The 21,440-nt window shown below is 69.1% G+C and carries 22 protein-coding genes; 13 read left to right on the top strand and 9 right to left on the bottom strand.

Going from position 1 to position 21,440, the window contains the following annotated elements; genetic code table 11:
- Nucleotides 1-38: 38 nt before the first annotated feature.
- Entirely contained in the window at nucleotides 39-638 is a 600-nt protein-coding gene (locus WKW77_RS19040; RefSeq protein WP_340358435.1) for a hypothetical protein, read from the top strand.
- 50 nt (nucleotides 639-688) lie between these two features.
- On the opposite strand, the gene WKW77_RS19035 is transcribed toward WKW77_RS19040, so the two are convergent.
- Together WKW77_RS19035 and WKW77_RS19030 are read right to left on the bottom strand one after the other, a co-directional pair.
- Entirely contained in the window at nucleotides 689-1,030 is a 342-nt protein-coding gene (locus WKW77_RS19035) for a cytochrome C (protein WP_340358434.1), read from the bottom strand.
- 79 nt (nucleotides 1,031-1,109) lie between these two features.
- Entirely contained in the window at nucleotides 1,110-1,577 is a 468-nt protein-coding gene (locus tag WKW77_RS19030) for a glycine zipper 2TM domain-containing protein (protein ID WP_340358433.1), read from the bottom strand.
- Nucleotides 1,578-1,837: 260 nt separating this feature from the next.
- Between WKW77_RS19030 and WKW77_RS19025 the strand changes: the two genes are divergently transcribed.
- Together WKW77_RS19025 and WKW77_RS19020 are read left to right on the top strand one after the other, a co-directional pair.
- A complete protein-coding gene (locus WKW77_RS19025; protein WP_340358432.1) occupies nucleotides 1,838-2,266 on the top strand; it encodes an Hsp20/alpha crystallin family protein in 429 nt (142 codons plus the stop codon).
- Nucleotides 2,267-2,272: 6 nt separating this feature from the next.
- Nucleotides 2,273-3,772 carry a bifunctional aminoglycoside phosphotransferase/ATP-binding protein gene (locus tag WKW77_RS19020; RefSeq protein ID WP_340358431.1) on the top strand — a complete coding sequence of 500 codons (1,500 nt, stop codon included), beginning with the start codon at nucleotides 2,273-2,275 and terminating at the stop codon, nucleotides 3,770-3,772.
- Here the strand turns inward: WKW77_RS19020 and WKW77_RS19015 are convergent.
- Entirely contained in the window at nucleotides 3,723-5,075 is a 1,353-nt protein-coding gene (locus WKW77_RS19015) for an MBL fold metallo-hydrolase RNA specificity domain-containing protein (protein ID WP_340358664.1), read from the bottom strand. The two genes, WKW77_RS19020 and WKW77_RS19015, sit on opposite strands and share 50 nt — an antisense overlap.
- A gap of 154 nt (nucleotides 5,076-5,229) precedes the next feature.
- Here WKW77_RS19015 and WKW77_RS19010 point away from each other — a divergent pair, with 154 nt between their 5' ends.
- The 4 genes from WKW77_RS19010 (at nucleotide 5,230) to WKW77_RS18995 (ending at nucleotide 7,909) form a co-directional block, all read left to right on the top strand.
- The gene (locus WKW77_RS19010) at nucleotides 5,230-6,000 is read left to right on the top strand and encodes a Rossmann-fold NAD(P)-binding domain-containing protein (RefSeq protein ID WP_340358430.1); all 771 of its coding nucleotides are present in this window, start codon (nucleotides 5,230-5,232) and stop codon (nucleotides 5,998-6,000) included.
- A 108-nt stretch (nucleotides 6,001-6,108) separates the two neighbouring features.
- Complete coding sequence (locus WKW77_RS19005) at nucleotides 6,109-6,594, top strand: universal stress protein (RefSeq protein WP_340358429.1); 486 nt, start codon at nucleotides 6,109-6,111, stop codon at nucleotides 6,592-6,594.
- A gap of 25 nt (nucleotides 6,595-6,619) precedes the next feature.
- Nucleotides 6,620-7,447 carry a universal stress protein gene (locus WKW77_RS19000; protein WP_340358428.1) on the top strand — a complete coding sequence of 276 codons (828 nt, stop codon included), beginning with the start codon at nucleotides 6,620-6,622 and terminating at the stop codon, nucleotides 7,445-7,447.
- A gap of 93 nt (nucleotides 7,448-7,540) precedes the next feature.
- Nucleotides 7,541-7,909, top strand: a complete 369-nt coding sequence (locus WKW77_RS18995) for an HPF/RaiA family ribosome-associated protein (protein WP_340358427.1) — start codon at nucleotides 7,541-7,543, stop codon at nucleotides 7,907-7,909.
- Nucleotides 7,910-7,936: 27 nt separating this feature from the next.
- Here the strand turns inward: WKW77_RS18995 and WKW77_RS18990 are convergent, their stop codons facing one another.
- The gene (locus WKW77_RS18990; protein ID WP_340358426.1) at nucleotides 7,937-8,884 is read right to left on the bottom strand and encodes a metallophosphoesterase; all 948 of its coding nucleotides are present in this window, start codon (nucleotides 8,882-8,884) and stop codon (nucleotides 7,937-7,939) included.
- Nucleotides 8,885-9,042: 158 nt separating this feature from the next.
- Between WKW77_RS18990 and WKW77_RS18985 the strand changes: the two genes are divergently transcribed.
- Nucleotides 9,043-9,777, top strand: a complete 735-nt coding sequence (locus WKW77_RS18985) for a Crp/Fnr family transcriptional regulator (RefSeq protein ID WP_340358425.1) — start codon at nucleotides 9,043-9,045, stop codon at nucleotides 9,775-9,777.
- A gap of 147 nt (nucleotides 9,778-9,924) precedes the next feature.
- Here WKW77_RS18985 and WKW77_RS18980 read toward each other — a convergent pair whose 3' ends face one another.
- The 5 genes from WKW77_RS18980 to WKW77_RS18960 are packed head-to-tail and all read right to left on the bottom strand — an operon-like array spanning nucleotide 9,925 to nucleotide 13,617.
- Nucleotides 9,925-11,283, bottom strand: coding sequence for an ATP-binding protein (locus WKW77_RS18980; protein WP_340358424.1), 1,359 nt, complete (start codon nucleotides 11,281-11,283; stop codon nucleotides 9,925-9,927).
- Nucleotides 11,283-11,954 (bottom strand): winged helix-turn-helix domain-containing protein, encoded by a 672-nt coding sequence (locus tag WKW77_RS18975; RefSeq protein WP_340358423.1) that lies wholly within the window; start codon nucleotides 11,952-11,954, stop codon nucleotides 11,283-11,285. The genes WKW77_RS18980 and WKW77_RS18975 overlap by 1 nt, the downstream gene beginning before the upstream one ends.
- A gap of 5 nt (nucleotides 11,955-11,959) precedes the next feature.
- A complete protein-coding gene (locus WKW77_RS18970; protein WP_340358422.1) occupies nucleotides 11,960-12,691 on the bottom strand; it encodes a cytochrome b/b6 domain-containing protein in 732 nt (243 codons plus the stop codon).
- Nucleotides 12,663-13,172 carry a diheme cytochrome c gene (locus tag WKW77_RS18965; RefSeq protein WP_422823230.1) on the bottom strand — a complete coding sequence of 170 codons (510 nt, stop codon included), beginning with the start codon at nucleotides 13,170-13,172 and terminating at the stop codon, nucleotides 12,663-12,665. Before WKW77_RS18965 ends, WKW77_RS18970 begins: the two co-directional genes overlap by 29 nt.
- Before the next feature lie 10 nt (nucleotides 13,173-13,182).
- A complete protein-coding gene (locus tag WKW77_RS18960) occupies nucleotides 13,183-13,617 on the bottom strand; it encodes a DUF1924 domain-containing protein (protein ID WP_340358421.1) in 435 nt (144 codons plus the stop codon).
- A gap of 156 nt (nucleotides 13,618-13,773) precedes the next feature.
- On the opposite strand from WKW77_RS18960, the gene WKW77_RS18955 reads away from it, so the two are divergent.
- The 5 genes from WKW77_RS18955 (at nucleotide 13,774) to WKW77_RS18935 (ending at nucleotide 21,380) form a co-directional block, all read left to right on the top strand.
- Nucleotides 13,774-14,493, top strand: a complete 720-nt coding sequence (locus WKW77_RS18955) for an ABC transporter ATP-binding protein (RefSeq protein ID WP_340358420.1) — start codon at nucleotides 13,774-13,776, stop codon at nucleotides 14,491-14,493.
- Nucleotides 14,494-14,500: 7 nt separating this feature from the next.
- On the top strand, nucleotides 14,501-16,891 hold the full coding sequence (locus WKW77_RS18950; RefSeq protein ID WP_340358419.1) for an ABC transporter permease: 2,391 nt from the start codon (nucleotides 14,501-14,503) through the stop codon (nucleotides 16,889-16,891).
- Between the two features lie 129 nt (nucleotides 16,892-17,020).
- Nucleotides 17,021-18,235, top strand: a complete 1,215-nt coding sequence (locus WKW77_RS18945; RefSeq protein WP_340358418.1) for an efflux RND transporter periplasmic adaptor subunit — start codon at nucleotides 17,021-17,023, stop codon at nucleotides 18,233-18,235.
- Nucleotides 18,236-18,282: 47 nt separating this feature from the next.
- Nucleotides 18,283-18,711: a universal stress protein gene (locus WKW77_RS18940; protein WP_340358417.1), complete on the top strand. Its 429-nt coding sequence runs from the start codon at nucleotides 18,283-18,285 to the stop codon at nucleotides 18,709-18,711.
- A gap of 98 nt (nucleotides 18,712-18,809) precedes the next feature.
- On the top strand, nucleotides 18,810-21,380 hold the full coding sequence (locus tag WKW77_RS18935) for a cation-translocating P-type ATPase (protein WP_340358416.1): 2,571 nt from the start codon (nucleotides 18,810-18,812) through the stop codon (nucleotides 21,378-21,380).
- The last annotated feature ends 60 nt before the right edge of the window (nucleotides 21,381-21,440 follow it).

Genomic DNA, 21,440 nt, shown 5'->3' with positions numbered 1-21,440 from the left:
GAAGCTAGCGGTATCGACTTCCGGAGATGGCCATGCGGATGAAATTCGTGATCGCCCTTGCTGCCCTTACCCTGGGCTGCGCCTGTGCCGGCGCCGGCCTGGACCCGCCCGGCCAGCTCAGCCCGGTGTCGACGCCGTCTCAAAAGGCCAGGAATGCCGCCGCCAAGGCCGCGAAGGAAGCGCAAGACGCGGCGAAGAAGGCGGCCGAGGCGGCGAATGCCGCCGCCGAGCAAGGCAAGGTCAACGCGGGAAAGATTTCCCAGGCGTTGGCCGAAGGCATCCGGCGCGCCGCGCAGAAGGCCGCGGACGCCGCAAGACGGTTCCAGGAAAAAGCCTCGGAGTCGTCGGCCGTGGCACTCGATGCCGGCAAGGAGGCCGCGAATTCGGCGTTGGATGAAAGCAGGAAGGCGACCAAGGCCACCGAGGAGGCGCTGAGACGCGCGGAAGAAGCGGTCCGGATGGCCGCGCAGTCGACCAGGGAAGAGGCCGAAAAGGCCGCCCAGAACACGCGGGAAGCCCTACAGGCCGCTGCCGACGCGACGCGCAAGGCCGCGCAAGCCGCGCGCGAAGCCGCGGCCAAAGCCATCGAGGCGGCTCGCGGACCGGGGTCCGGCGCGTCGCCGTCTCCGGCCAGGTGAAGGCGCCACGCGGGGCGTTGCAGATCACGACCGCGGGAGCTGCCGATGCTTCAGCAGCGAGAACCCTCGCAGGGTTTCGTCGCGGGCGTGAGCACCAGCGGCGCACCGCCCGGCGGCTTGAAGCCGTAGTAGCGCTCATTGAGGTACCTGGTCACGGCGACGGTGTCGTCGTCGCTCCAGCCGAGGAACCCGACGGCCTGCCAGCGCGCGACCTGCGCCTGGAGGCTGTTCCAGTCCGTCGCCAGGCGCCGGTCGCGCCAGTGGACTTGCGTCGTGTGGCAGGCCACGCAGTGGGTGGTGTAGAGGAGTTCACCACGCGATTGCGCCGCGGCGGGCGCACTGCACAGGAGAATCCCCAACAGAACACAGGCGACGGGCGGTGCGAATGACATGGCGTGCTCCTCGGATGTCGCCCAGCATCGCGCAGCCTCGGCTCCGGACGTTTGACGCAGCGCAAATCCGGTCGGCGCGCTACTTCTTCTTGCTGCTCGCCGCCTGCAGCGAGTCGCCCTTCACCGTGACGGCCTGGCCGACCGGCGGCGCGGAGGTCGTCTGAACCGTGCGCATCGATCCATCCTGCATCCGCACGCTGACCTCGTAGACCGTCTTCGTGTTCTTGTTCTTCTCGACCTTGTTGCCCGCATAGGCGCCGCCCGCCGCGCCGGCGACGGTGGCGGCGGTGCGCCCCCTGCCGCTGCCGACCTGGTGGCCGATCACGCCACCCACCACGCCGCCAGCGACAGCTCCGACGCCCGAGGCGGGCTTCGAACTCTTGACCTGCCGCACGGATTCGACCTTGCCGCAGTCGGGACAGGATTTCGGTGGCGCCGCGGCGGGCGCCTCCTGGGCGCGTGATGCCGGAGGCGCAGCCAGCAGTGCGACGAGCGCACAGATCGGGAGGACCAGGGCGCCACGCGGGCCGGGTGAAGTCGATGCCATGCGGATCCCCTTTCCATTCCTGGCGCGAAGGCACCGGGCGCATTGGAAATCATCGCCAATGCACGACGTCTGTCAACGCAGCGCGGCCGCGCGACTTGATCGCGGTCAACCGCGGCGCGGACCAGCCGCAACACGCGCGGAGGGACCGCTTCGCGATTGAGCCAGATCAACCCCCTCGCTCTTGCAGGGGCCTACATTGAAACCGGCGCGGCGCAACGGGCCCGCGCGTCATCCGTCACTTTTCGATCCGAGGAACCACCATGAGCAACCTGAGACTGCTGGACCCGGTGTTCGGCAACGACTTCGAAACGGCACTGCGACGCTTCTTCTCCCCCACCGTCTACGAGGGCGAGCCCGCCCCGCTGAAGATGCGCATCGACGTGACCGAGAACGACAAGGCTTTCAACGTGAAGGCCGACATCCCCGGCGTGAAGAAGGAAGACATCAGCATCAAGGTCGACGGCCACACCGTCAGCATCGATGCCGAGGCGAAGAGCGAGAAGGAAACGCGGGGCGACGGCGACAAGGTGCTTCGCAGCGAGCGCTACTACGGTTCGATCTCGCGCACCTTCAGCCTGGGCCAGGAAGTGGACGACACCAAGGTGCAGGCCAAGTACGCGGACGGCGTGCTCACGCTGGAACTGCCGAAGAAGGCACCCGTCGCCGCCTCGAAGATCGTCATTCAATAGGCATACGTGCCTCCGGAACCGGACGTTCCGATCGCGCCGGGCCAGCTCGCGGAGCGTGCGGCACTCGTGCACGCGCTCGCACTGCGGCTCGGCGCGCAGGTGATCGAGACGCACATCTCGTGGATCCTGCTCACGCCCGCTTTCGCCTACAAGGTGAAGAAGCCGGTGCGCTTCGCCTTCCTTGACTACACGACGCTGCAAAGGCGGCGGCACTTCTGCCATGAGGAAGTGCGCGTGAACCAGCGGATGGCGCCTTCGCTCTACCTGGGTGTCGCGCGCATCACGGGCAAACCGCCCGCCCCCGAGATCGACGGCGCTGGCCCGGTGCTGGACTACGCCGTGCACATGCGGCGCTTTCCCGACGGTGCCCTGTTCAGCGAGCGATTGGCCGCAGGCGCGCTGGCCTTGCGCGACGTGGATGGTTTTGCGGCCGTGCTCGCGGCGGCGCACGCGGCGGCGCCGGTGCGCCGTCGCGCGCCGGCTGCGCAGTCGAGCAAGCTGACCCGTGCGCTGTCCGCGCTCGACGGCGCGCGTGCGGTCCTTTCGACAGGGGAGCGCGACCACTTGTGCGAGTGGCTGGAAGCCGGCGCCCGCAAGCTCTGGCCCGAATGGATCGAGCGACGGCGAAAGGGCCGCATCCGCGAGTGCCATGGCGACCTTCACCTGGACAACATCGTCGATCTCGACGGCCAACCCGCAGCCTTCGACGCCATCGACTTCGAACCGGCGCTTCGATGGATCGACATCGCCGAGGATGCGGCGTTTCCGGTCATGGACTTCGCCGCGCGTGGCCGGCCGGACTTCGCCTGGCGCTTCCTCAATGACTGGCTCGACGCCGCCGGCGAGCACGAGGCGGCCGGGGTCCTGCGCTACGCGCTGGTCTACCGCGCGCTGGTGCGCGCACAGGTCGAGCACCTGCGCGCACCTTCCGGCAGCGCCGCCGCAACCTATGCGCGCGCGGCGCTCGGATGGTCGAATCCGGCTCTGCCCCGCCTGGTGATCACGCATGGCTTGCCGGGCTCCGGCAAGACGTTCCAGTCGCAGCGGCTGCTGGAGCGGATCGGGGCGATCCGCGTGCGCGCCGATGTCGAACGCAAGCGCCTGTTCGGGCTGGGCGCGCTCGAAAGCTCGCACGCGCGCGGGCTCGACATCTATACCCGCGAGGCGACCACGAGCACCTACGGTCGCCTGTTCGCCCTTGCCCGGATCATTCTTGCGGCCGGGTTCTCCGTCGTTCTCGACGCGGCGTTCCTCAAGCGCGGCGAACGCGATGCGGCGCATGAACTCGCACGCAGCTGCGGAGCCGGATTCGAGATCCTGGCGTGCGAGGCGCCCGACGAGATCCTGCAGCAACGCATCGCCGCACGAACCAGCGATGCTTCGGAGGCCGACACCGCCGTGCTGCGGCAACTGCGCACCGTCGTGGACCCGCTCGGACCGGACGAGGAAGTCGCCGTCAAAGGGTCACCGTCTGCCCGTAGTCCGGCACGCTGGCCTGCCAGTTGAACCGCTCTTCGATCGCCAGGCGCAGCGCATCGGCAGCGACCGGCTCGCCATGCGTGACGAACACGCGCTTCGGCGCAGGCAGATCGTTCAGCCACGCCAGCAGTTGGCCGCGATCGGCATGTGCCGAGAGCATGTCCAGCCCGACCACTTCGGCACGCACGGGCACGTAAGCGCCGTGGATCTTGATGTCCCTGGCCCCGGCCAGCATCGCCGCGCCGCGGGTCCCTGCAGCCTGATAGCCGGTAAAGAGGATCGTGCTGCGGGGATCGGGCGCATACGCTTTCAGGTGGTGCAGCACACGCCCGCCCGTCGCCATTCCGCTCGCCGAGACGATGACCGAAGGAAAGCTCAATCCGTTGAGCCGTTTCGACTCTTCGAGCGTGTTGACGAATTTCACCTCCCGGCCGAGCGCGGCGCACTGTCCCGCATCCAGGCGGTGCTGGTCCGAATAGCGCCGCAGGATCTGCGTCGCATCGGCAGCCATCGGACTGTTGAGATACACCGGCAGATCTGGAATCCGGCGAGCGGCCTTGAGCAGGTGGATGCAGTGCAGCAGCGTCTGTGCCCTGCCCACCGCAAAGGCCGGCACCACGACGATGCCGCCCCTTGCAGCCGTCCGGCCGATCACTTCGGCGATCGCCGACAAGGTGTCCACCTTGGGATGCGCGCGATCGCCGTAGGTGGACTCGATGACCACGTAGTCGGCGGGCTCCGGCCGCTCGGGAGGGCGCATCACCAGGTCGTCGTCCCGGCCGAGATCGCCGGAGAAAAGAATGCTGCCGCCGTCCCAGCCGACGTGGATGCTCGCGGCGCCCAGAATGTGCCCGGCGCGCCGCAGCCGCCAGGTCCACCCCGGCCAGGGCGCATGCGCCTTGTCGAAATCCAGCACTTCGAAGCGCCCGAGGGCCGCACGCGCTTCGTCCTGCGTGTACAGCGGCAATGCGGGTTTGTGGCGGGAATGGCCATGGCGATTGGCGTAGTCGGCCTCCTCTTCCTGCAGGTAGCCGGAGTCGGGCAGCAGCAGCTCGCACAGATCGCGCGTGGCCCGGGTGGTGTAGACGGGGCCTTTGAAGCCCAATTGGATGAGGCGCGGGACCAGCCCGCTGTGATCGAGATGCGCGTGCGTCAACAGGACCGCATCGATCTCCGAGGCCCTGACTGGTAAAGGCTCCCAGTTGCGCAGCCTCAATTGCTTCAGGCCCTGGAAGAGCCCGCAATCCACCAGCAGCCGCCGGCCCGCGTGCTCCAGCAGGTATTTGGACCCGGTGACGGTATCGGTTCCGCCGAGAAACTGGATGCGCATGTTGCCTCCTTGTTGCCGTCGAGCTTGGCACACGATGGAGCGCCGCCCTTGACCTTCGTCAATCCTCCTCGTGATCGACGCGGCCGGCAACCGGGCGCGAAGCCCGCCTCGATGAGCGAGCCGCTGTCCGATCCAACGCCGGAGCGCAGCGGACTTGCGCGGCATCAAGTTCGCCGCGCGCAACCGCGGTAGCGTTCGCGACGTGACTCCTACCCACGCCGCGCGACAAGCGGCGGACGACCCGTTGTCTTCCGCCAGCAAGATCGCCTCGCTCATCGCGACCGCTGCCAGACTGCGGCAGTCGTCGGGCTCGCCGCTGCGCGGACGGAATCTCGCGCTGCTTCACACTCACACGCGCGCGGATGGGACGCCCGGGAACTCGGCGCTTCAAGGTGCCGCCGAAGAGTTGGGCGCGCGCGTGGCTCTGCTGAATTTCGCCCACCCGTCCAGCCCCGCCGATACCGGCAGCGACGTCATCGCCCTGGCCCGCATGCTCGGGCGCATGTACGACGGCATCGACTGTCACGATCTGGACGCCGCCGTGCTGCGAACGATCGAGTTGCATGCCGGCGTGCCCGTCTTCCCGGGCCTGGCGCTCGACACCCATCCGGCCCGCGTCATCGCGGATCTCTGGGCGCTCTGCGAGCGGCAGACGCCGGCCGACCGGCGGATCGTCTTCATCGGCAACGGCCGCAGGCCGCGCGCCCGCATGTTCGTGGCGGCGGCCCGCGCCATGGGCGTCGCGATCCTCCCGAAGTCCCGCGTCGACCCCGGGGCCGAAGATGCGTCGGCCGTCGCGGACGCCTCCCAGCCCAGGCATTGGGTCCTCTGGTTCGAGGGTTCGGCCATCGAGGGCGACGCCCTGCAGGAAAACCATCGCCGGGTCATGCAGGCCGTCCTGGTCCACACGCTGGCCGGCGCCTGAGGCCTTGCGCGGGCGACGCGATGCCCCTGTCTTGCGCCAGATCAAGCGCTCTGACGGGTGTGCTTTCGATACTGCACGCATCGCACCATTCACCCCGAAGGAGCCTCCATGTACCAACGAATCCTGGTCCCCATCGACGGCGGCCCGGTCTCCCAGCGCGGGCTCGAAGAGGCCGTCCAGATCGCAAAGCTGACGCAGGGCCGGCTCCTGCTGGTCCATGTCATCGACGAACTGTCGCTGGCCCTGGCGATGGATGCGCAGTCCGGCCGGGCCGGAAGCTACCTGCAGAGCGTGCGGGACGAGGGCGCGCGCCTGCTCGAGGATGCGAAGCGCGGCGCCCAGGCGGCGGGCATCGAGGTCGAGACGGCGCTGCACGAGCGCTACGGCTCCACCGTGTACCCCTCCGTCATCACCGAGTCTTCGGTCGACGAGACCGTGATCGCCGAAGCCAAGCGGTGGAAGGCGGACCTGATCGTCATCGGAACGCACGGACGCCGCGGCGTGTCGCGGCTCGTGCTGGGCAGCAGCGCCGAGCGGATCCTGCGGTCCGCGCCGGTGCCGGTGCTGCTCGTGCGAGCGCCCGACAAGCCCTAGAAACAACACACGTCCGGAACGCGCCATGACCGGCCTTCAATCCTTTCTCGTGCACCTGGACGGAACCCGGCGCGCCGAAACGCGCCTGGACCTCGCCCTGCGGCTCGCGCTTCCCTGGCGGGCCCGCGTCAGCGCGCTGTTCGCCGTCGAGCGGAGCCATCTCCCCTTGCTGCCCGTGGGACCCGGCATCCCGCCGCTGCCGCCCGACGTCAGGGCGGAGGCCGAGCACCGCCGCCATGCGCTGGCGGTCTACGACCAGGCCTGCGTCGTGTCGGGCCAGCCTTGCGAATGGCTCGATGCGGACGGCGCCCCGGTGATCGAGACGTTCACGCAGCGGGCGCTCCTGGCCGACCTTGTCTTCCTGGGGCAGCGGGACCCGGATGACCTCGAAAGCTCGGATGTGCCGGGCGATTTCGTCGAATCCGTCGTCATCGGCAGCGGGCGCCCGACGTGGGTCATTCCCCATACGGGCGAACTGGCCCGCACGCCGGACAACATCCTGCTGGCATGGAAGCCCACGCGCGAATGCGCACGGGCGCTGGCGGCGGCCATTCCCTTCCTGCAGAACGCCCACCACGTCCATCTCGTCGAAGAGGATGGCGACGAGACGCAGCCCCTTCCGGTCAAGGTGCGCGACTATCTTCACCTGTACGGCATCGATCGGGTCCATGAGCACGCACGGCTCACACCGGAAGACGCCGGCGAGCAACTCCTGTCGATCGCCTCCGATTGCGATGCCGATCTGCTCGTGATGGGTTGCTACGGCCACAGCCGCGCTCGCGAACTGCTGCTGGGAGGTGTCACGCGGACGGTGCTGGACGCGATGACGCTCCCGGTGCTCATGGCGCACTGAACCACGGCACCCTATCGCGCCGACTTGCGCCAGCGCAAAGCTTCCGCATCGCAGATGCGCGATCGTATGGACATGCATTTGGAAACACGCGACATGAACCTGCCTTTCGCCATCCAGTTCGACGGCGTCGCGCGCTCGGACGCTGTCGAAGACTTCGCCCGATCCCGCGTCGACTATCTCGAGCGGCACTTCACGGACCTGACGGGCTGCCGCGTGACCATCTCCCGCGAATCGCGGCACGGACAGACGGGCGGGTTCTTCTCGGCTCGCGTCGCCATGACCTTGCCGGGCCGGGAACTCATCGTCTCGCATGCGCACGAGCACGATGCCTACATCGCGCTGCGGGATGCCTTCGACGCGATCAATCGAAGGCTGGAAGACAGCCAGCAGATCCGCCGCGGCAGGGTCAAGCAGCATGCCACCGTCGTGCACCGCGAGAGCGACGACACGGGCGGCGAGTGAGACCCTTTCCCGGCTGATCGCGGCCGGTCAGGCCCCGTGAAGTACATGCACCGTGACTTCCGGCGGGCAGTGGAAGCGCGCGTCGATGATCGAACAGCCGCAACCCACCGACGTGAAGCCCTGCATGCGGTCGCAATGCCACGGCCCCCGCGCCACGCGACGCGGTGCGCGAGAATCGGTGAGCAGGGGTATGCCGCCGGGCAGGCAGATCTGGCCGCCATGCGTATGGCCGCTCAGCATCAGGTCGAAGCCGTGTGCTGCGGCGAGGCGATAGGGCTCCGGCGTGTGCGAAAGAAGGATCGCGCACGCATCCGGCGCCAGGCCGTCTCTCGCGCGGGCGATGTCGTGGGTGCGGAAGTAGTGGGCGTCGTCGATGCCGGCGATGTGCAGCCGTGCGCTGCCGCGCTCGAGTGCCGTGCGCTCGTTCATCAGCACGCGGACGCCCAGATCCTCGAGGCCCTCGACGAGCGCGATGCCGTCGTGATTGCCCAGCACGGCGAACACCGGCTTGGGCAGCACAGGAACGAGCCGCGCAAGCGCAGCGATCGCCGGCGCGCACGAGCCCTGGATGCCGAAGCGATAGTCGCCCGTGAGCACGCACGCATCGCAGGCCAGGCCACGCACCGTGGCCACCAGCGCATCCACGTAGTGCCTTCCCACGTCCAGATGCAGATCGCTCAGGTGCAGCAGCGTGCAGCCCTCGAAGGCCGGCGGCAGGCGGCCCAGGCGCACCGGGTTGCGCCCGACCCGGATCCGGCGCGCGTTGCTTCGGCCGCGCTCGCGCAGGCCCACGGCGGTGAGCACGCGGTGGATCAGCCGGCCGGCGGAGGGAAGATGTTCCGGATGCAGGAAGTCCTCCACGTGCCGGTAGTGGTGGCTGACCTGCTCCGACTCCATGGCGAGCCGCTGCCTGAGCACGCCCTCGCCCATCCTGCCGGCCAGCACCGCCATGGTTTGCGGGGAAATCGCACTCAAGAGACCAGACCCTCCGGAAGCCGGTGAGCCCATCGCCCCCGGACCCAGCCGTTTACAAAGCGTTCACTCAGCGTTACGCAATCGACCTGGGGATTCAGTGAACTGTTTCACACCGCGCCTACGCTGACAACCATCCAATCAACAGAGGAGCAAGGGCAATGACAAGCGAACTCGGTCGGCGTGCAGTGGAAGAGGCCTCCTTCGGCCAGCGGATTGCCGACACGCTCCACCTGGTGCAGGCTACGCTTCCCGTTCAGCGACGGATGGTGCATGCCGGCGACGCGATCTACCAGGTCGGCCAGGAGTTCGGCTCGCTGTACGTGGTGAATTCGGGCCTCGTGAAGATGGTGAACCTATCGAGCGAAGGCCGCGAACAGGTGGTCGCCCTGCACTTCCGCGGCGACTGGCTGGGTCTGGATGGCATCGCCGGCGGGCACTACGGCTGCGACGCGATCGCCATGGACACGGGCGAAGTCTGGTCGTTCCGGTACGAAGACCTCCTGCAGGCCGCGCTGCGCACGCCCGCCCTGCTGAGCGCGCTGCATCAGGCGATGAGCAGGCAGCTCGCGCGCGATCACGAATCGCTCCAGTCGCTGTGCGCGCTCCCGGCGGACGCACGGGTCGCCGGCTTCCTCCACTACTGGGCCCAGGCAATGGAAAAGCGGGGGCTGCGCACCGACCAGATCTCCCTGCGCATGACCCGCGCGGAGATCGGCAACTACCTCGGCATGACGCTCGAGACGGTCAGTCGCGCCCTCTCCCGCATGGCCCGCGGCGATGTCATCCGGTTTGTCGAGAAAGGCCGCCGTGACATCCACATTCCCAGGGTCGACGCCCTCACGGCCTTCATGAGGCAGGTCGCGACGCCTGTGGATGCTCGGGCGTTTCACTAGGGCCTGTTCACACTGATTTCGTAGTGCCCGTTGCCCCGCAAAGGTGGTGGCTGCAAGGCGCAAACCGCAGCCGGGCTGTCTGCCCGGCGAGGATTTGCAACGCCGCAGACGCCGCCTTTGCGGGGCAACCCTTTGGGCACTATGAAATCAGTGTGAACAGGCCCCTGCCGCCCACTCGACGCTCACGGCAAGACCACCCAGGCGGATCGACCGTCCGATGCGGACCTCCGCCTGCTGTGCGGAGGCGATCCGCCGAACGATGGACCATCCCAGGCCGCTGCCGCTCTCGCCGCTGCCGAGCACGCGGAAGAAGCGTTCTCCGCAGCGCGCGATGTCTTCGTCCTTCATGCCGGGGCCGCTGTCCTCGACCTCGAGTCGCACACGGCCTTGCCGGCGCTCGACATCGATGTGAACCGCCGCCCCCGCCGGGCTGTAGCGGATTGCGTTGTCGACCAGATTGCGCACCAGCACGACGAACAGCATCGGATCGCCACGGACCACGCATTCGCCCGCCGCGTCGACTTCGATGATCTGCTGCTTGTGGATGGCTGCCGGCGCCGCATCGGCCACCACGGCGCGCACCAGGGCGCACAGTTCCACCGGCTGGCTCTGCAGGTCTGCCCCGGCCTCCAGCCGCGACAGCGTCAGCAACTGCTCCACCAGGTGGGTGGCCCGGTCACAGCCGGCGAGCGTCGCTTCCAGCGCATGGCGACGACGGCCATCGTCGGCCTCGGCGAGCGCGACCTGCGCCTGTGCGCGGATGGCGGCGATCGGCGTGCGCAGTTCGTGAGCCGCGTCGGCCGTGAAGCGGCGTTCCGACTCCAGGAGGTCGCCGATGCGCCGGAACAAGCCATTGAGTGCATCGAGCATCGGCGCCATCTCCGACGGAGCGCCGTCGATCGCGATCGGGCTCAACGCCTGCGGCTCGCGCCTGGCAAGCATCTGGCCGAGCCGCCTGAGCGGCAGCGTGCCGCGACGGACCGCCCACCACACCGAGAGCGCAAGAAGAGGCAACGCGACGAATGCCGGCCAGAGCGCGCTTCGCAGCACGGCCCACAGAATCGAGGATCTCGAGTCCAGACGCTCGCCCACATACACCTGCACATCGCGCTCGCTGCCGTGGGCTGCGAAGACGCGCCATGTCGAACCGTCGATCCCGGTCGTGCTGAAGCCCGCGTTGAAGTGCCGGCCGGGGTCGATCATCGGCCTGGCAGGCGCGTTGGCGGAACGGAGCGTGAGCCGGCCTTCATGGAAGACCTGGAAAGCCACCTTGGGCGCGTAGCGATGCAGGACCGGGGCCTCGACGCCCTGGTCCTCCTCGGACGGCTCGTGCATCTGCTGGGCAACCAGCATCGCGGCCGCCTGCGCCAGATGACCGTCGAGGAGTTCATCCAGTTCGTGGCGCACGTCCAGCCAGGTCGTCACCGCGGATGCGAGCCACACGCATGTCACCAGGCCCAGCACGAGCGACAGCAGGCGACCCTGGAGCGAGGCGGGCATCGTCATCAGCGACCCGGCTTGTCGCGCACGAGCATGTAGCCCACGCCCCGCACGGTCTGGATCAGCGCGGCGCCGAGCTTGCGGCGCAGGTGATGCACATGCACCTCGATCGCGTTGCTCTCCACTTCCTGGCCCCAGCTGTACAGGCGCTGCTCGAGTTGCTCGCGCGAGAGTACCCGTCCGGCATTCAGCATCAGCGCGTGCAGCAGGGCGAATTCGCGAGCGGGCAGCGCAACCGCCTTGCCCGCAAGGTGCACCGTGTGGGCAGCCGGATTGAGTTCGACATCCTGGGTGCGAAGACATTCCTGTGGCTGGCCGTGAGCGCGGCGAATCAGGGCTCTGAGGCGCGCCGCGAGTTCATGCAGGTCGACGGGCTTGACGACGTAGTCGTCGGCCCCTGCATCGAGCCCCCGAATGCGGTCCGGCACGCCGTCGCGCGCCGTCAGGACAAGGATGGGTATTGCAACGCCGGCCTTGCGCACGGCGGCGAGCACAGGCAGGCCGTCCTTCAGCGGCAGGCCCAGATCGAGGACTGCCGCCGCATAGGGCTCCGCGCGCAGTTCACGTTCGGCAGCCTCGCCGTCGCGCACCCAGTCGACCTGGAAATCGAGTTGTCGCAGCCCCGCACGAAGTCCGTCGCCGAGCAGGGGGTCGTCTTCGGCCAATAGAACGCGCATGGGGGTCAATCGTCGTCCTGAACCTGCCTGGCCGCTTTGCCGGATACGGCGGCCGGCCCGTTGTCGCCACCCGTCGGCGCACTGTTCCACTGGGTCCACCAGAAGCCGAACACCGCGACCAGCATGAGGATGCCGACGCTGCGCCAGGCGCGGCGCACGCCGTCCTCGGGGCGACCCGTCTTGCGGCCGGTGATCATGGCGCCGATGAGGTTGTCGCGGTGCAGCCAGCTCCCGAGGAGCACGCCGGCGATATGAAAGCCGACCACGCCGAGCATGATGTTGGCCGCGGCTTCGTGGAACTCTTCCAGCCACTCGCCTCCGGTGTCCTGGTAAGTGGCCCAGCCCGACGCCGTCACCGCGAGCGCGAGTGCGAGCAGCGCAACGATGGCGATGGCGCCCGCGGGGTTGTGCCCGGCATAGTGCTGCGTGCGCCCGCCAAGCGCGCTGCGAACGTAGTCCATGACAGCCCCCGGCCCGCGCACGAAGTTCGAGAAGCGCGCATGGCGCGTACCCATGACGCCCCACAGGAGGCGAAAGACGACGAGGCCGGCCATCGTGTACCCCAGCGTCACATGCACCAGGCGCCACGACTCGCGCTCCGCGGTGAGGTAGGCGCCGGCAAAGCACAGCACGATGAGCCAGTGGAAGACGCGCACCGGCACGTCCCAGACGAGGATCCTGGCGGACCCCGGGGCGGCTCTATCGCGTTCAGCGGGGGTAGCGGACGTTGCGTTCATTGAAATCTCCTTGATCGGCTTGGGTATGGCAGGCTGCGCAGTTGGAGGCGCTCTTGACGCCGGGCAGCTTCCAGATGGCGGGCGATACCTCCCGGTGCTCCCGGACGAACCAGGCAGAGCGGGTGATGCGGTCTTCCGGTGGCGGCTCGCTGCGCCGCCCGCTGGTCGAGGCATTGGCGCTCAGCCAGCCTGCCAGCGCGCTCACCGTGGCGGGGTCGAGCGAGGCATCGGTGCCGTAGTGACGGGGCAGGGTCGCCATGATGCGCTGCCACGAGGCCGCCGGCAGCATGCCGGGCGGATAGGAGATATGGCAGGCGGCGCACTCCTCGCGGTACTTCGGCAGCAGGGGCACACGCGCGGCACCGCCTTTCTCGTCGGCCCAGGACGTGGAACCGAAGAGCGCGGCAAGCATGCAGGCCCATGCGCGTGCGTGGCGAAAGCGGTCGGCCATGGTGGGTATTTCCGGGTGAAGTGTCTGCATCGTCATCGCCTCAGGGCTTGAGCTTGATCAACCAACTCAACACATCGGCCTTCTCCGCGGCGCTGCACTCGCGGCCCACCACGTCATTGCAGTTGCGGCGGAACCACTTGTCGGCCTTGGCGGCATCGGTGAACCGCTCGGGGTTGAAAGCCGGCGCCAGAGGGGCGATGGGCTTGCCGGTCGCGGCGTGCCGCCCGGGCGCGGAGGGCACCGCGCCGTGGCACGAGGCGCAACTCCAATCGCGCCCGTGGCGGCTGTTGAACATCGACTGCCCTCGTGCGGGGTCCGCGGGGGCTCCTGCTTCCCCGACGTAGCCGGCGAGCAGCTCTGCGGGGGTGGCAGCGCCAGCCCCCGGCGCGACGAAGACGACAACGATGGCGGCGATCCAGGCCGCGGTGGGCGCGGACCGCTGACGTGTGGGCCGGTGCAATTTCAACAACCTCATGGCAACTCCTTGGAGGTCCATCGTGTCGCCGAGGTCTTAGCGTTTCCTTAACGCGGCGTCCTGCGACCCGGCCGTCCCCCAGCGCAATCGCCGGCCGGCCTGCCGCCCTTTGAGCCAGATCAAGGCCTGTCGTCGTCGAATGCCGAAACATCGGACATGGCCGCCCCGCCGCTTCCACCTGTCTTTCGTGCCCGCGGCCTGGGCAAGACCTACCACGCCGGAGACGTGGACGTGATCGCCCTGCGCGACGTGGACCTGGACATCGCGGCGGGCGAATTCGTCGTGCTCCTGGGGCCGTCGGGCAGCGGCAAGTCGACTTTGCTGAACATCCTCGGCGGCCTGGAAGTGGCCACCACCGGCAGCCTGCGCTACCTGGACCACGACCTGACATCCGCCAACGACGAGGCGCTCACCCGCTACCGGCGCGAGCACGTCGGGTTCGTCTTCCAGTTCTACAACCTCATCCCCAGCCTGACGGCGCGCGAGAACGTGGCGCTGGTGACCGACATCGCGGCCGACCCCATGCCCATCGACGAAGCGCTCGAACGGGTCGCGCTGACGGCCCGCCGGGACCACTTTCCGTCCCAGCTCTCGGGCGGCGAGCAGCAGCGCGTGGCCATCGCGCGCGCCATCGTCAAGCGGCCGCAGGTGCTGCTGTGCGACGAGCCGACCGGCGCGCTGGACTATGCGACGGGCAAGCTGGTGCTCGACGTCATCGCGCGCATCAACCTCGAACTGGGCACCACTGCGCTGGTGATCACGCACAACGCGGCGATCGCCGGCATGGCCGATCGTGTCATCTACCTGGCGGACGGCCGGGTCCAGCGCATCGAGCGCAATGCGAAGCGCGCGACGACCGCGGAGCTCGCCTGGTGAGCCGGCCATGAAGGCACTCGACCGCAAGCTGCTGCGCGACCTGCGCTCGATGTGGAGCCAGGCGCTCACGATCGCGCTCGTGGTGGCCAGCGGCGTGGGCGGGTTCCTCACAAGTCTTTCCGCCGTCGACTCGCTAGCCGTGGCGCGCGACACGTTCTACGCCGAGGGCCGCTTCGCCGACGTCTTCGCCACGGTCAAGCGCGCACCGCTGGCGCTGGCCGAACAGCTCCGGACGCTGCCGGGCGTGGCCGACGTGCAGCCGACCATCGAGGAGGTGGTGCGCATCGACGTCCCCGGCACCAGCGATCCGATACTGGGCCAGCTGATCGGCGTGGACCGTCGCCGGCCGCCGCGCCTGAACCAGGTCGCGATCGTCCAGGGCGCCGGCCTGTTCGACCAGACCGGCATCGACGAGCCGGTGCGCGACACCATCGACGCGCTGGTGTCGCAGGGCTTCGCGCAGGCGCGCGGCCTGCGCCCTGGCGACACCGTGGGCGCCCTGGTGAATGGCCGCAAGCGGCGTCTGCGCATCGTCGGCGTCGCCGTGTCGCCGGAGTTCGTCTTCGCCGGGCTCTGGGGCATGCCCGACCAGCGCGGCTTCGGCATCTTCTGGGTCGACCAGGAAGCGCTGGCGGCGGCCTACGACATGGACGGGGCCTTCAACACCCTCGCCGTGCGACTCGCACCGGAAGGCGCACGCCGCATCACGGAGGCCGAGGCGATCGACGCGCTCGCGCAGCCGCTCGCCCGCTACGGCGGCGCCGCGCCGCGCGGCCGCATCGACCAGACCTCGCACGCCATGCTGGACAACGAGATCAAGGAGCAGCGCGTGCTCGGCACGGTGCTGCCGTCGATCTTCCTGGGCGTGGCGGCCTTCCTGCTCAACGTCGTGATCTCGCGGCTCGTCGCCACCCAACGCGAGCAGATCGCCGCGCTGAAGGCGCTCGGCTATCCGAACAGCGCGATCGCAGCCCACTACCTGAAGCTGGTGCTGCTGATCGTCGCGCTGGGCATCGGGCTGGGGATCGTGCTCGGCGACTGGCTGGGCGCCGCCTTCGTCGGGCTGTACGCCGAGGTCTTCCACTTCGCGCATTTCGAGCACCGCATGGACCCGGCCCTGGTCCTGCTCGCCGGCGGGCTGACGCTGGGCGCCAGCGTGCTCGGCACCCTCTCGGCGATTCTTGCCACCGTGCGGCTGACGCCTGCCGAGGCCATGCGGCCACCTGCGCCCGGGCGCTTTCGCCGCACGATCGCGGAACGGCTCGGCTTCACCGGCCTGAGCCCCGCGCTGCGGATGATCCTGCGCAACATGGAGCGCAAGCCGCTGCGCACCGGCTTGTCGATCGGCGGCATCGCGGCGGCGCTGGCCATCGTCGTGATGGGCAACTTCTTCCGGGACGCGATCGAGGTCATCGTGGACAGCACCTTCGGCCTCGCGATGCGCAGCGACGTCTCGGTGTGGATGACCGAGCCGGCCGACGCCGCCATCGCGCTGCAGCTCGCGCGCCTGCCCGGCGTGCTGGCCCACGAGTCGCTGCGCGACGTGCAGGCCACGCTCGTCAACGGACCGCGGCGGCAGCGCGTGATGGTGCGCGGCGGTCCGGTGCACAGCGAGCTGCTGCGCATCATCGATGTCGACGGAATGCAGACGCTGCCGGGCGGCGACGGCATCGTCCTGACAGACCGCCTGGCCGACAAGCTCGGGCTGCGGGTGGGCGATGCGGTGCGCGTCGACGTGCAGGAGGGCCGCCGCAGCCAGCTGACGCTGCGGGTGGAGGCGACCGTGCGCGAGATGATGGGCCTGAATGCCTACATGAATCGCGCGGCACTGAACCGGGCACTCGGCGAGGGCGATGTGGCCACCGGCTTCGTGCTGGCGCTCGAACGCGGCAGCGAGGCCCGCTTCCTGCAGGCCACGCAAGGCCTGCCCCGTGCGGCGGGCGCCTTCAGCAAGGCGACGATGCTGCGCAACATGCGTGAGGTGACGGCCCGCAACATCCTCATCATGAGCACGGTGCTGACCCTGTTCGCGGTCGTCATCGCCGTGGGCGTGGTCTACAACAACGTCCGCATCGCGCTCGCCGAGCGCGCCTGGGAGCTGGCGAGCCTGCGCGTGCTGGGCTTCACGCGAGCCGAAGTGTCGGGGCTGCTGCTGGGCGAGCTGGCGCTCGGCATCGCGGTGGCGTTGCCGCTGGGCATGTTCGGCGGCCTGGGCCTGGTCCACGTCATCACGGGCCTGCTGAAATCCGACCAGTTCTTCTTTCCGGTCGTGATCTCCCCGCGCACCTATGCCCTGGCGGCGCTCGCGGTGCTGGCCGCGGCGGCCGCGAGCGCGCTGGTGGTGCGGCGGCGCATCGACCGGCTCGATATGGTTTCTGCCCTGAAGACGCGGGAGTGAAGCTAGGATGAAACTCACCCCCGGCCTCGCCCACTGCGTGTGGCTCTGCACCCCCTCTCCGGGGACAATCCCGGCGGCCCGGCTTGTTTCATGCGTCGCGGGTGGCGCGCAGCGCCGTGGGGTACTGACATGAAGCGCAAGACCTTGGCCATGACGATCGCCGCGGGCGTGGTGCTGGCCGGCCTGGTGGCCTGGGCGTTCGCGCCGCGACCCGTCGCGGTCGAAGTGGCGACCGCCACCGTCGGGCCCTACGAGCAGTCCATCGCGGAGGACGCCCGCACGCGCCTGCGCGACCGCTACGTCGTCACTGCGCCGCTGGCCGGACGGCTGGCACGCGTCACCTTGCGCGAAGGCGATGTGGTAGCGGCCGGTGACACCGTGGCGACGCTGACGCCCGTTCTCTCGCCGATGCTCGACGAGCGCACCCGGCGCGAGCAGGACACCCGCGTGGAGGTCGCCGAGGCCATCGTCCAACGGGCGGAAGCCAATGTTCAGCGTGCGCGCGTCGGACTCGAGCTGGCGCGATCGGAACTGCGCCGCTCCGAGCAACTGGCGCGCGAGAACTTCATCGCGCCTGCGAAGGTGGAGTCCGACCGGCTCCTGGAGCAGGCCGCGCAGAAGGATGTCGATGCGGCCCTCCAGGGCCGCCACGCCGCGGCGCACGAACTGGAGACGGCGCGCGCGGCGCTGCTGATGTCGCGAAGTCCTTCAGGCCAGGCGGGCAGCTTTGCCCTGCGCTCGCCGGTGGCGGGGCGCGTGCTCAAGGTGGTGCAGCCGAGCGAGACCACCGTGGCGCTCGGGGCGCCCGTGCTCGAAGTCGGCGACGTCTCGCAACTGGAGATCGTGGCCGAACTCCTCACCGCCGATGCCGTGCAGACCCGGGTGGGCGCGCTCGCGCGCATCGAGCGCTGGGGCTCGCCCGGCGCGCTCGAGGGCCGCGTGCGACGCATCGAGCCCGCCGCGTTCACCAAGGTCTCTGCCCTGGGCATCGAGGAGCAGCGCGTCAACGTGCTGATCGACATCACGAGCCCGCCGTCGTCGTGGCAGGCGCTGGGCGATGGCTACCGCGTGGGCGTGCGGATCGTGACCGTGTCCCGGCCTTCGGCGCTGCGCGTTCCGGTGAGCGCGGTGTTCCCCCTGCCCGACGAAGGCATGGCCGTGTTCGTGGTCATGGAAGGACGGGCACGGCTCGTGCCGGTGGAGATCGGCGGGCGCAACGGCACCGAGGCCTGGGTGCTGAACGGCATCCAGGCCGGCGCGGAAGTGGTCGTCTATCCGCCCGCGGCACTGCGCGACGGCACCCGGGTGAAGAAGCGCAGCGTTCCCCTGGTGAGGCAAGGCTGACCGGGGCTCTACACTTTGCAGACCTACAACAACCGGAGGTCCATTCCATGAAGATCCTCGTCGCCATCGACGGATCCAAGAACTCGCTGCGCGCGGTCAAGTACGCGGCCCGGCTCGCGCATCTGCTGCGCACGACGCCGAACAAGATCACGCTGATCAGCGTCCACGACGACGCCGGCCTTCGCCATGCCAAGTCCTTCGTCGGCAAGGCGGAAGTCGCGGACTACCTGCGCGAACTCAGCGAGAAGGAACTCAAGCCGGCCCGCAAGCTGCTGCAGGCCGACGGCATCGGCTACGACATCGAGATCCGCACCGGTCACGTGGCGCAGGAAATCGTGGCTTGCGCCGACAAGGGCAAGTTCGACATGATCGTGCTGGGCTCGAAGGGCCGCAGTGCAGTGGCCGACCTGCTGATCGGCTCCGTGGCGCAACGCGTGCTCGCCACCGCGAAGCAGCCCGTCGTGGTGGTGAAGTGACGGCCGGCGCGGGGCAGTCCGCCAGACGGCCCCATGAGCCCGCGCCCGGCCGCTCCGAAGGGGGCTCGCACCGCAGTGCGAAGCACGGAAGTTACTCAATGAGCACCGCCCCGCCCCCGTCCGCGCCTCATCCCCTGGACGGCGGCCTGGGCGAGGACGAGGCGGCGCTGCGGCTGCGACGCGACGGCCCGAACGAATTGCCGGTCTCGCGCCCGCGCGGCCTGCTGCGGCTGGCGCTCGCGGTGGCGTCGGAGCCGATGCTCCTTCTGCTCGTGGCATGCGGCGCGATCTACATGGTGCTCGGCGATGCCCACGAAGCCCTGATGCTGCTCGGCTTCGTCTTCGTGGTGATGGGCATCAGCTTCTTCCAGCAGCGACGCAGCGAGCGTGCTCTCGATGCCTTGCGCGACCTGTCCAGTCCGCAGGCGCTGGTTCTTCGCGGACCGACGCCGCGCCGGATCGCCGCGCGAGAGCTGGTGGTGGGCGACGTGGTGCTGCTGGCCGAAGGCGACCGCGTCCCCGCCGACATGGATCTGCTCGAAGCGTCCAACCTGGCTGTCGACGAATCGCTGCTGACCGGCGAGTCCATGCCGGTGGCCAAGGAAGCGGCGGCGTCGCGGCAGGCGACCGACGCCGCGAAGGCTTTCTCCGGCACGCTGGTGACGAGCGGCACCGGGCGCGGCTGCGTGACCGCCACCGGCGAGCACAGCGCGCTGGGGCGCATCGGCAAGTCGCTCGCGGGCATCGCGGCCGACGCCACGCCGATCCAGCACGAGACCCGCCGCGTGGTCAAGCGGGTGGCTGCGGTCGGGCTGGCGCTGGCCGGCGTTCTCGCCCTTGCCTACGCGATCACCCGAGGCGACTGGCTGCACGGCGTGCTCGCAGGGCTGACCCTCGCGATGGCCGTCCTGCCGGAAGAACTCCCGGTCGTCCTCACGCTCTTCCTGGGCCTGGGCGCGTGGAGGCTGACGCGCGAGAAGGTCCTGGCGCGCAGCATCCCCGCCATCGAGCGGCTCGGCGCCACCACGGTGCTGTGCGTGGACAAGACCGGCACGCTGACCGCCAACAGGATGACCGTGCGGCGGGTGTGGTCCGACGAGGCGGTCTACGACCGCGTGTCGTCGGCGGGGCAGGTCCTGCAGGAAGAATTGCATGGCGTCCTCGAATACGCCGTGCTTGCCAGCCATCGGCGCGCCTTCGACCCGATGGAGTCGGCCATCGCCTTCGCGGGTCAACGACTGCTCGCCGGCACCGAGCACTTGCACGCCGACTGGACGCTGGTCGACGACTATCCCCTGTCCCCGGAAATGCTCGCCATGTCGCGCGTCTGGCAGTCGCCGGACCGGCAGGAAAGGCTCATCGCGGCCAAGGGCGCCCCGGAAGCCATCGTCGACCTCTGCCACATGGATGCCGACCAGGCCGCGATCGTGGCGGCGCAGGTGCGAGCGATGGCGCAGGACGGCCTGCGCGTGCTGGGCGTGGCGCAGGCCACCTTCGACGCGGCCGCGCTGCCCGCGCTGCAGCACGACTTCGAGTTCCGGTTCCTCGGACTCGTGGGTCTGGAAGATCCGGTGCGACCCGATGTGCCCGACGCCATCGCCGAATGCCGCAAAGCCGGCATCCGGGTCGTGATGATGACGGGCGACCATTCCGCGACGGCCCTCTCCGTGGCCCGGCAGGCCGGCCTGATGACCGATGCGCCCCCCATCACCGGCGTCGAACTGGCGGCAATGTCCGATGAAGACCTTCAAGCGCGGCTTGCCGGGGCACACATCTTTTCTCGCGTGCAGCCCGACCAGAAGTTGCGACTCGTCCGCGCGTTCCTGGCGCACGGCGATGTGGTGGCGATGACCGGCGATGGCGTCAACGACGCACCCGCGCTGAAAGCGGCCGACATCGGGGTCGCGATGGGCGCCCGTGGTACCGAGGTGGCACGCGAGGCAGCCGCACTGGTCCTGATGAACGACGACTTCGCCTCTCTCGTGACCGCGGTGCGCTACGGGCGCCGCGTGTTCGCGAACCTCCGAAAGGCCATCGTCTTCGTGGTGGCCGCGCACGTGCCGATCGTCGGCCTGTCCATCGTTCCGGTGCTGCTGGGCTGGCCGATGCTGCTCATGCCGGTGCACATCCTGTTCCTGCAACTGATCATCGACCCCGCCTGCTCGGTGGTGTTCGAGGCGCAGCCGCTGGAAGCCGATGCCATGAAGACGCCGCCGCGCCGCGCGGACCAGCGCCTTTTCGACGCGGCATTGCTGGTGCGTGGTCTCTGGCAAGGCATCGGGTTGCTCGCGCTGCTGGTGGCGGTCTACGCAGGCGCCCGGCTGCAGGCCGCACCCGATGTCGATGGCGATGATGTGGCGCGGACATTGACCTTCATGGTGCTGGTGCTGTCCAACCTGGCACTGATCCAGACCAATCGGTCGTGGGCACGCGGTCCCCGGCGGCGCGACCGCGAGTCGGACAGGCAGTTCGCCTGGATCGCGCTGGGCACGATCGCGCTGCTGGGCCTCGTGCTCGCCGTGCCTGCCGTCGGGCGGCTGTTCTCGTTCGCGCCGCTCTCGCCCGCCCTGCTGGCGGCTGCGCTGGGCGTCTCGGTCCTGAGCTTTTCGTGGTTCGAATGCGTCAAATGGATTCTGCTCAGGCCGGGTGCACCCGGCGGCCCACGCTAGGCTCGCCGCCGCACTTCGGCTCGACGGCGCCCTTGCAAACATTCGTCATCTTTCAGCGGG

Source organism: Variovorax ureilyticus (assembly GCF_037889935.1).
In the GTDB taxonomy this organism is placed as follows: domain Bacteria; phylum Pseudomonadota; class Gammaproteobacteria; order Burkholderiales; family Burkholderiaceae_C; genus Variovorax; species Variovorax ureilyticus.
Note: the sequence above shows the minus strand (reverse complement) of the source record. Positions and strands in the feature narration are given on the sequence as shown.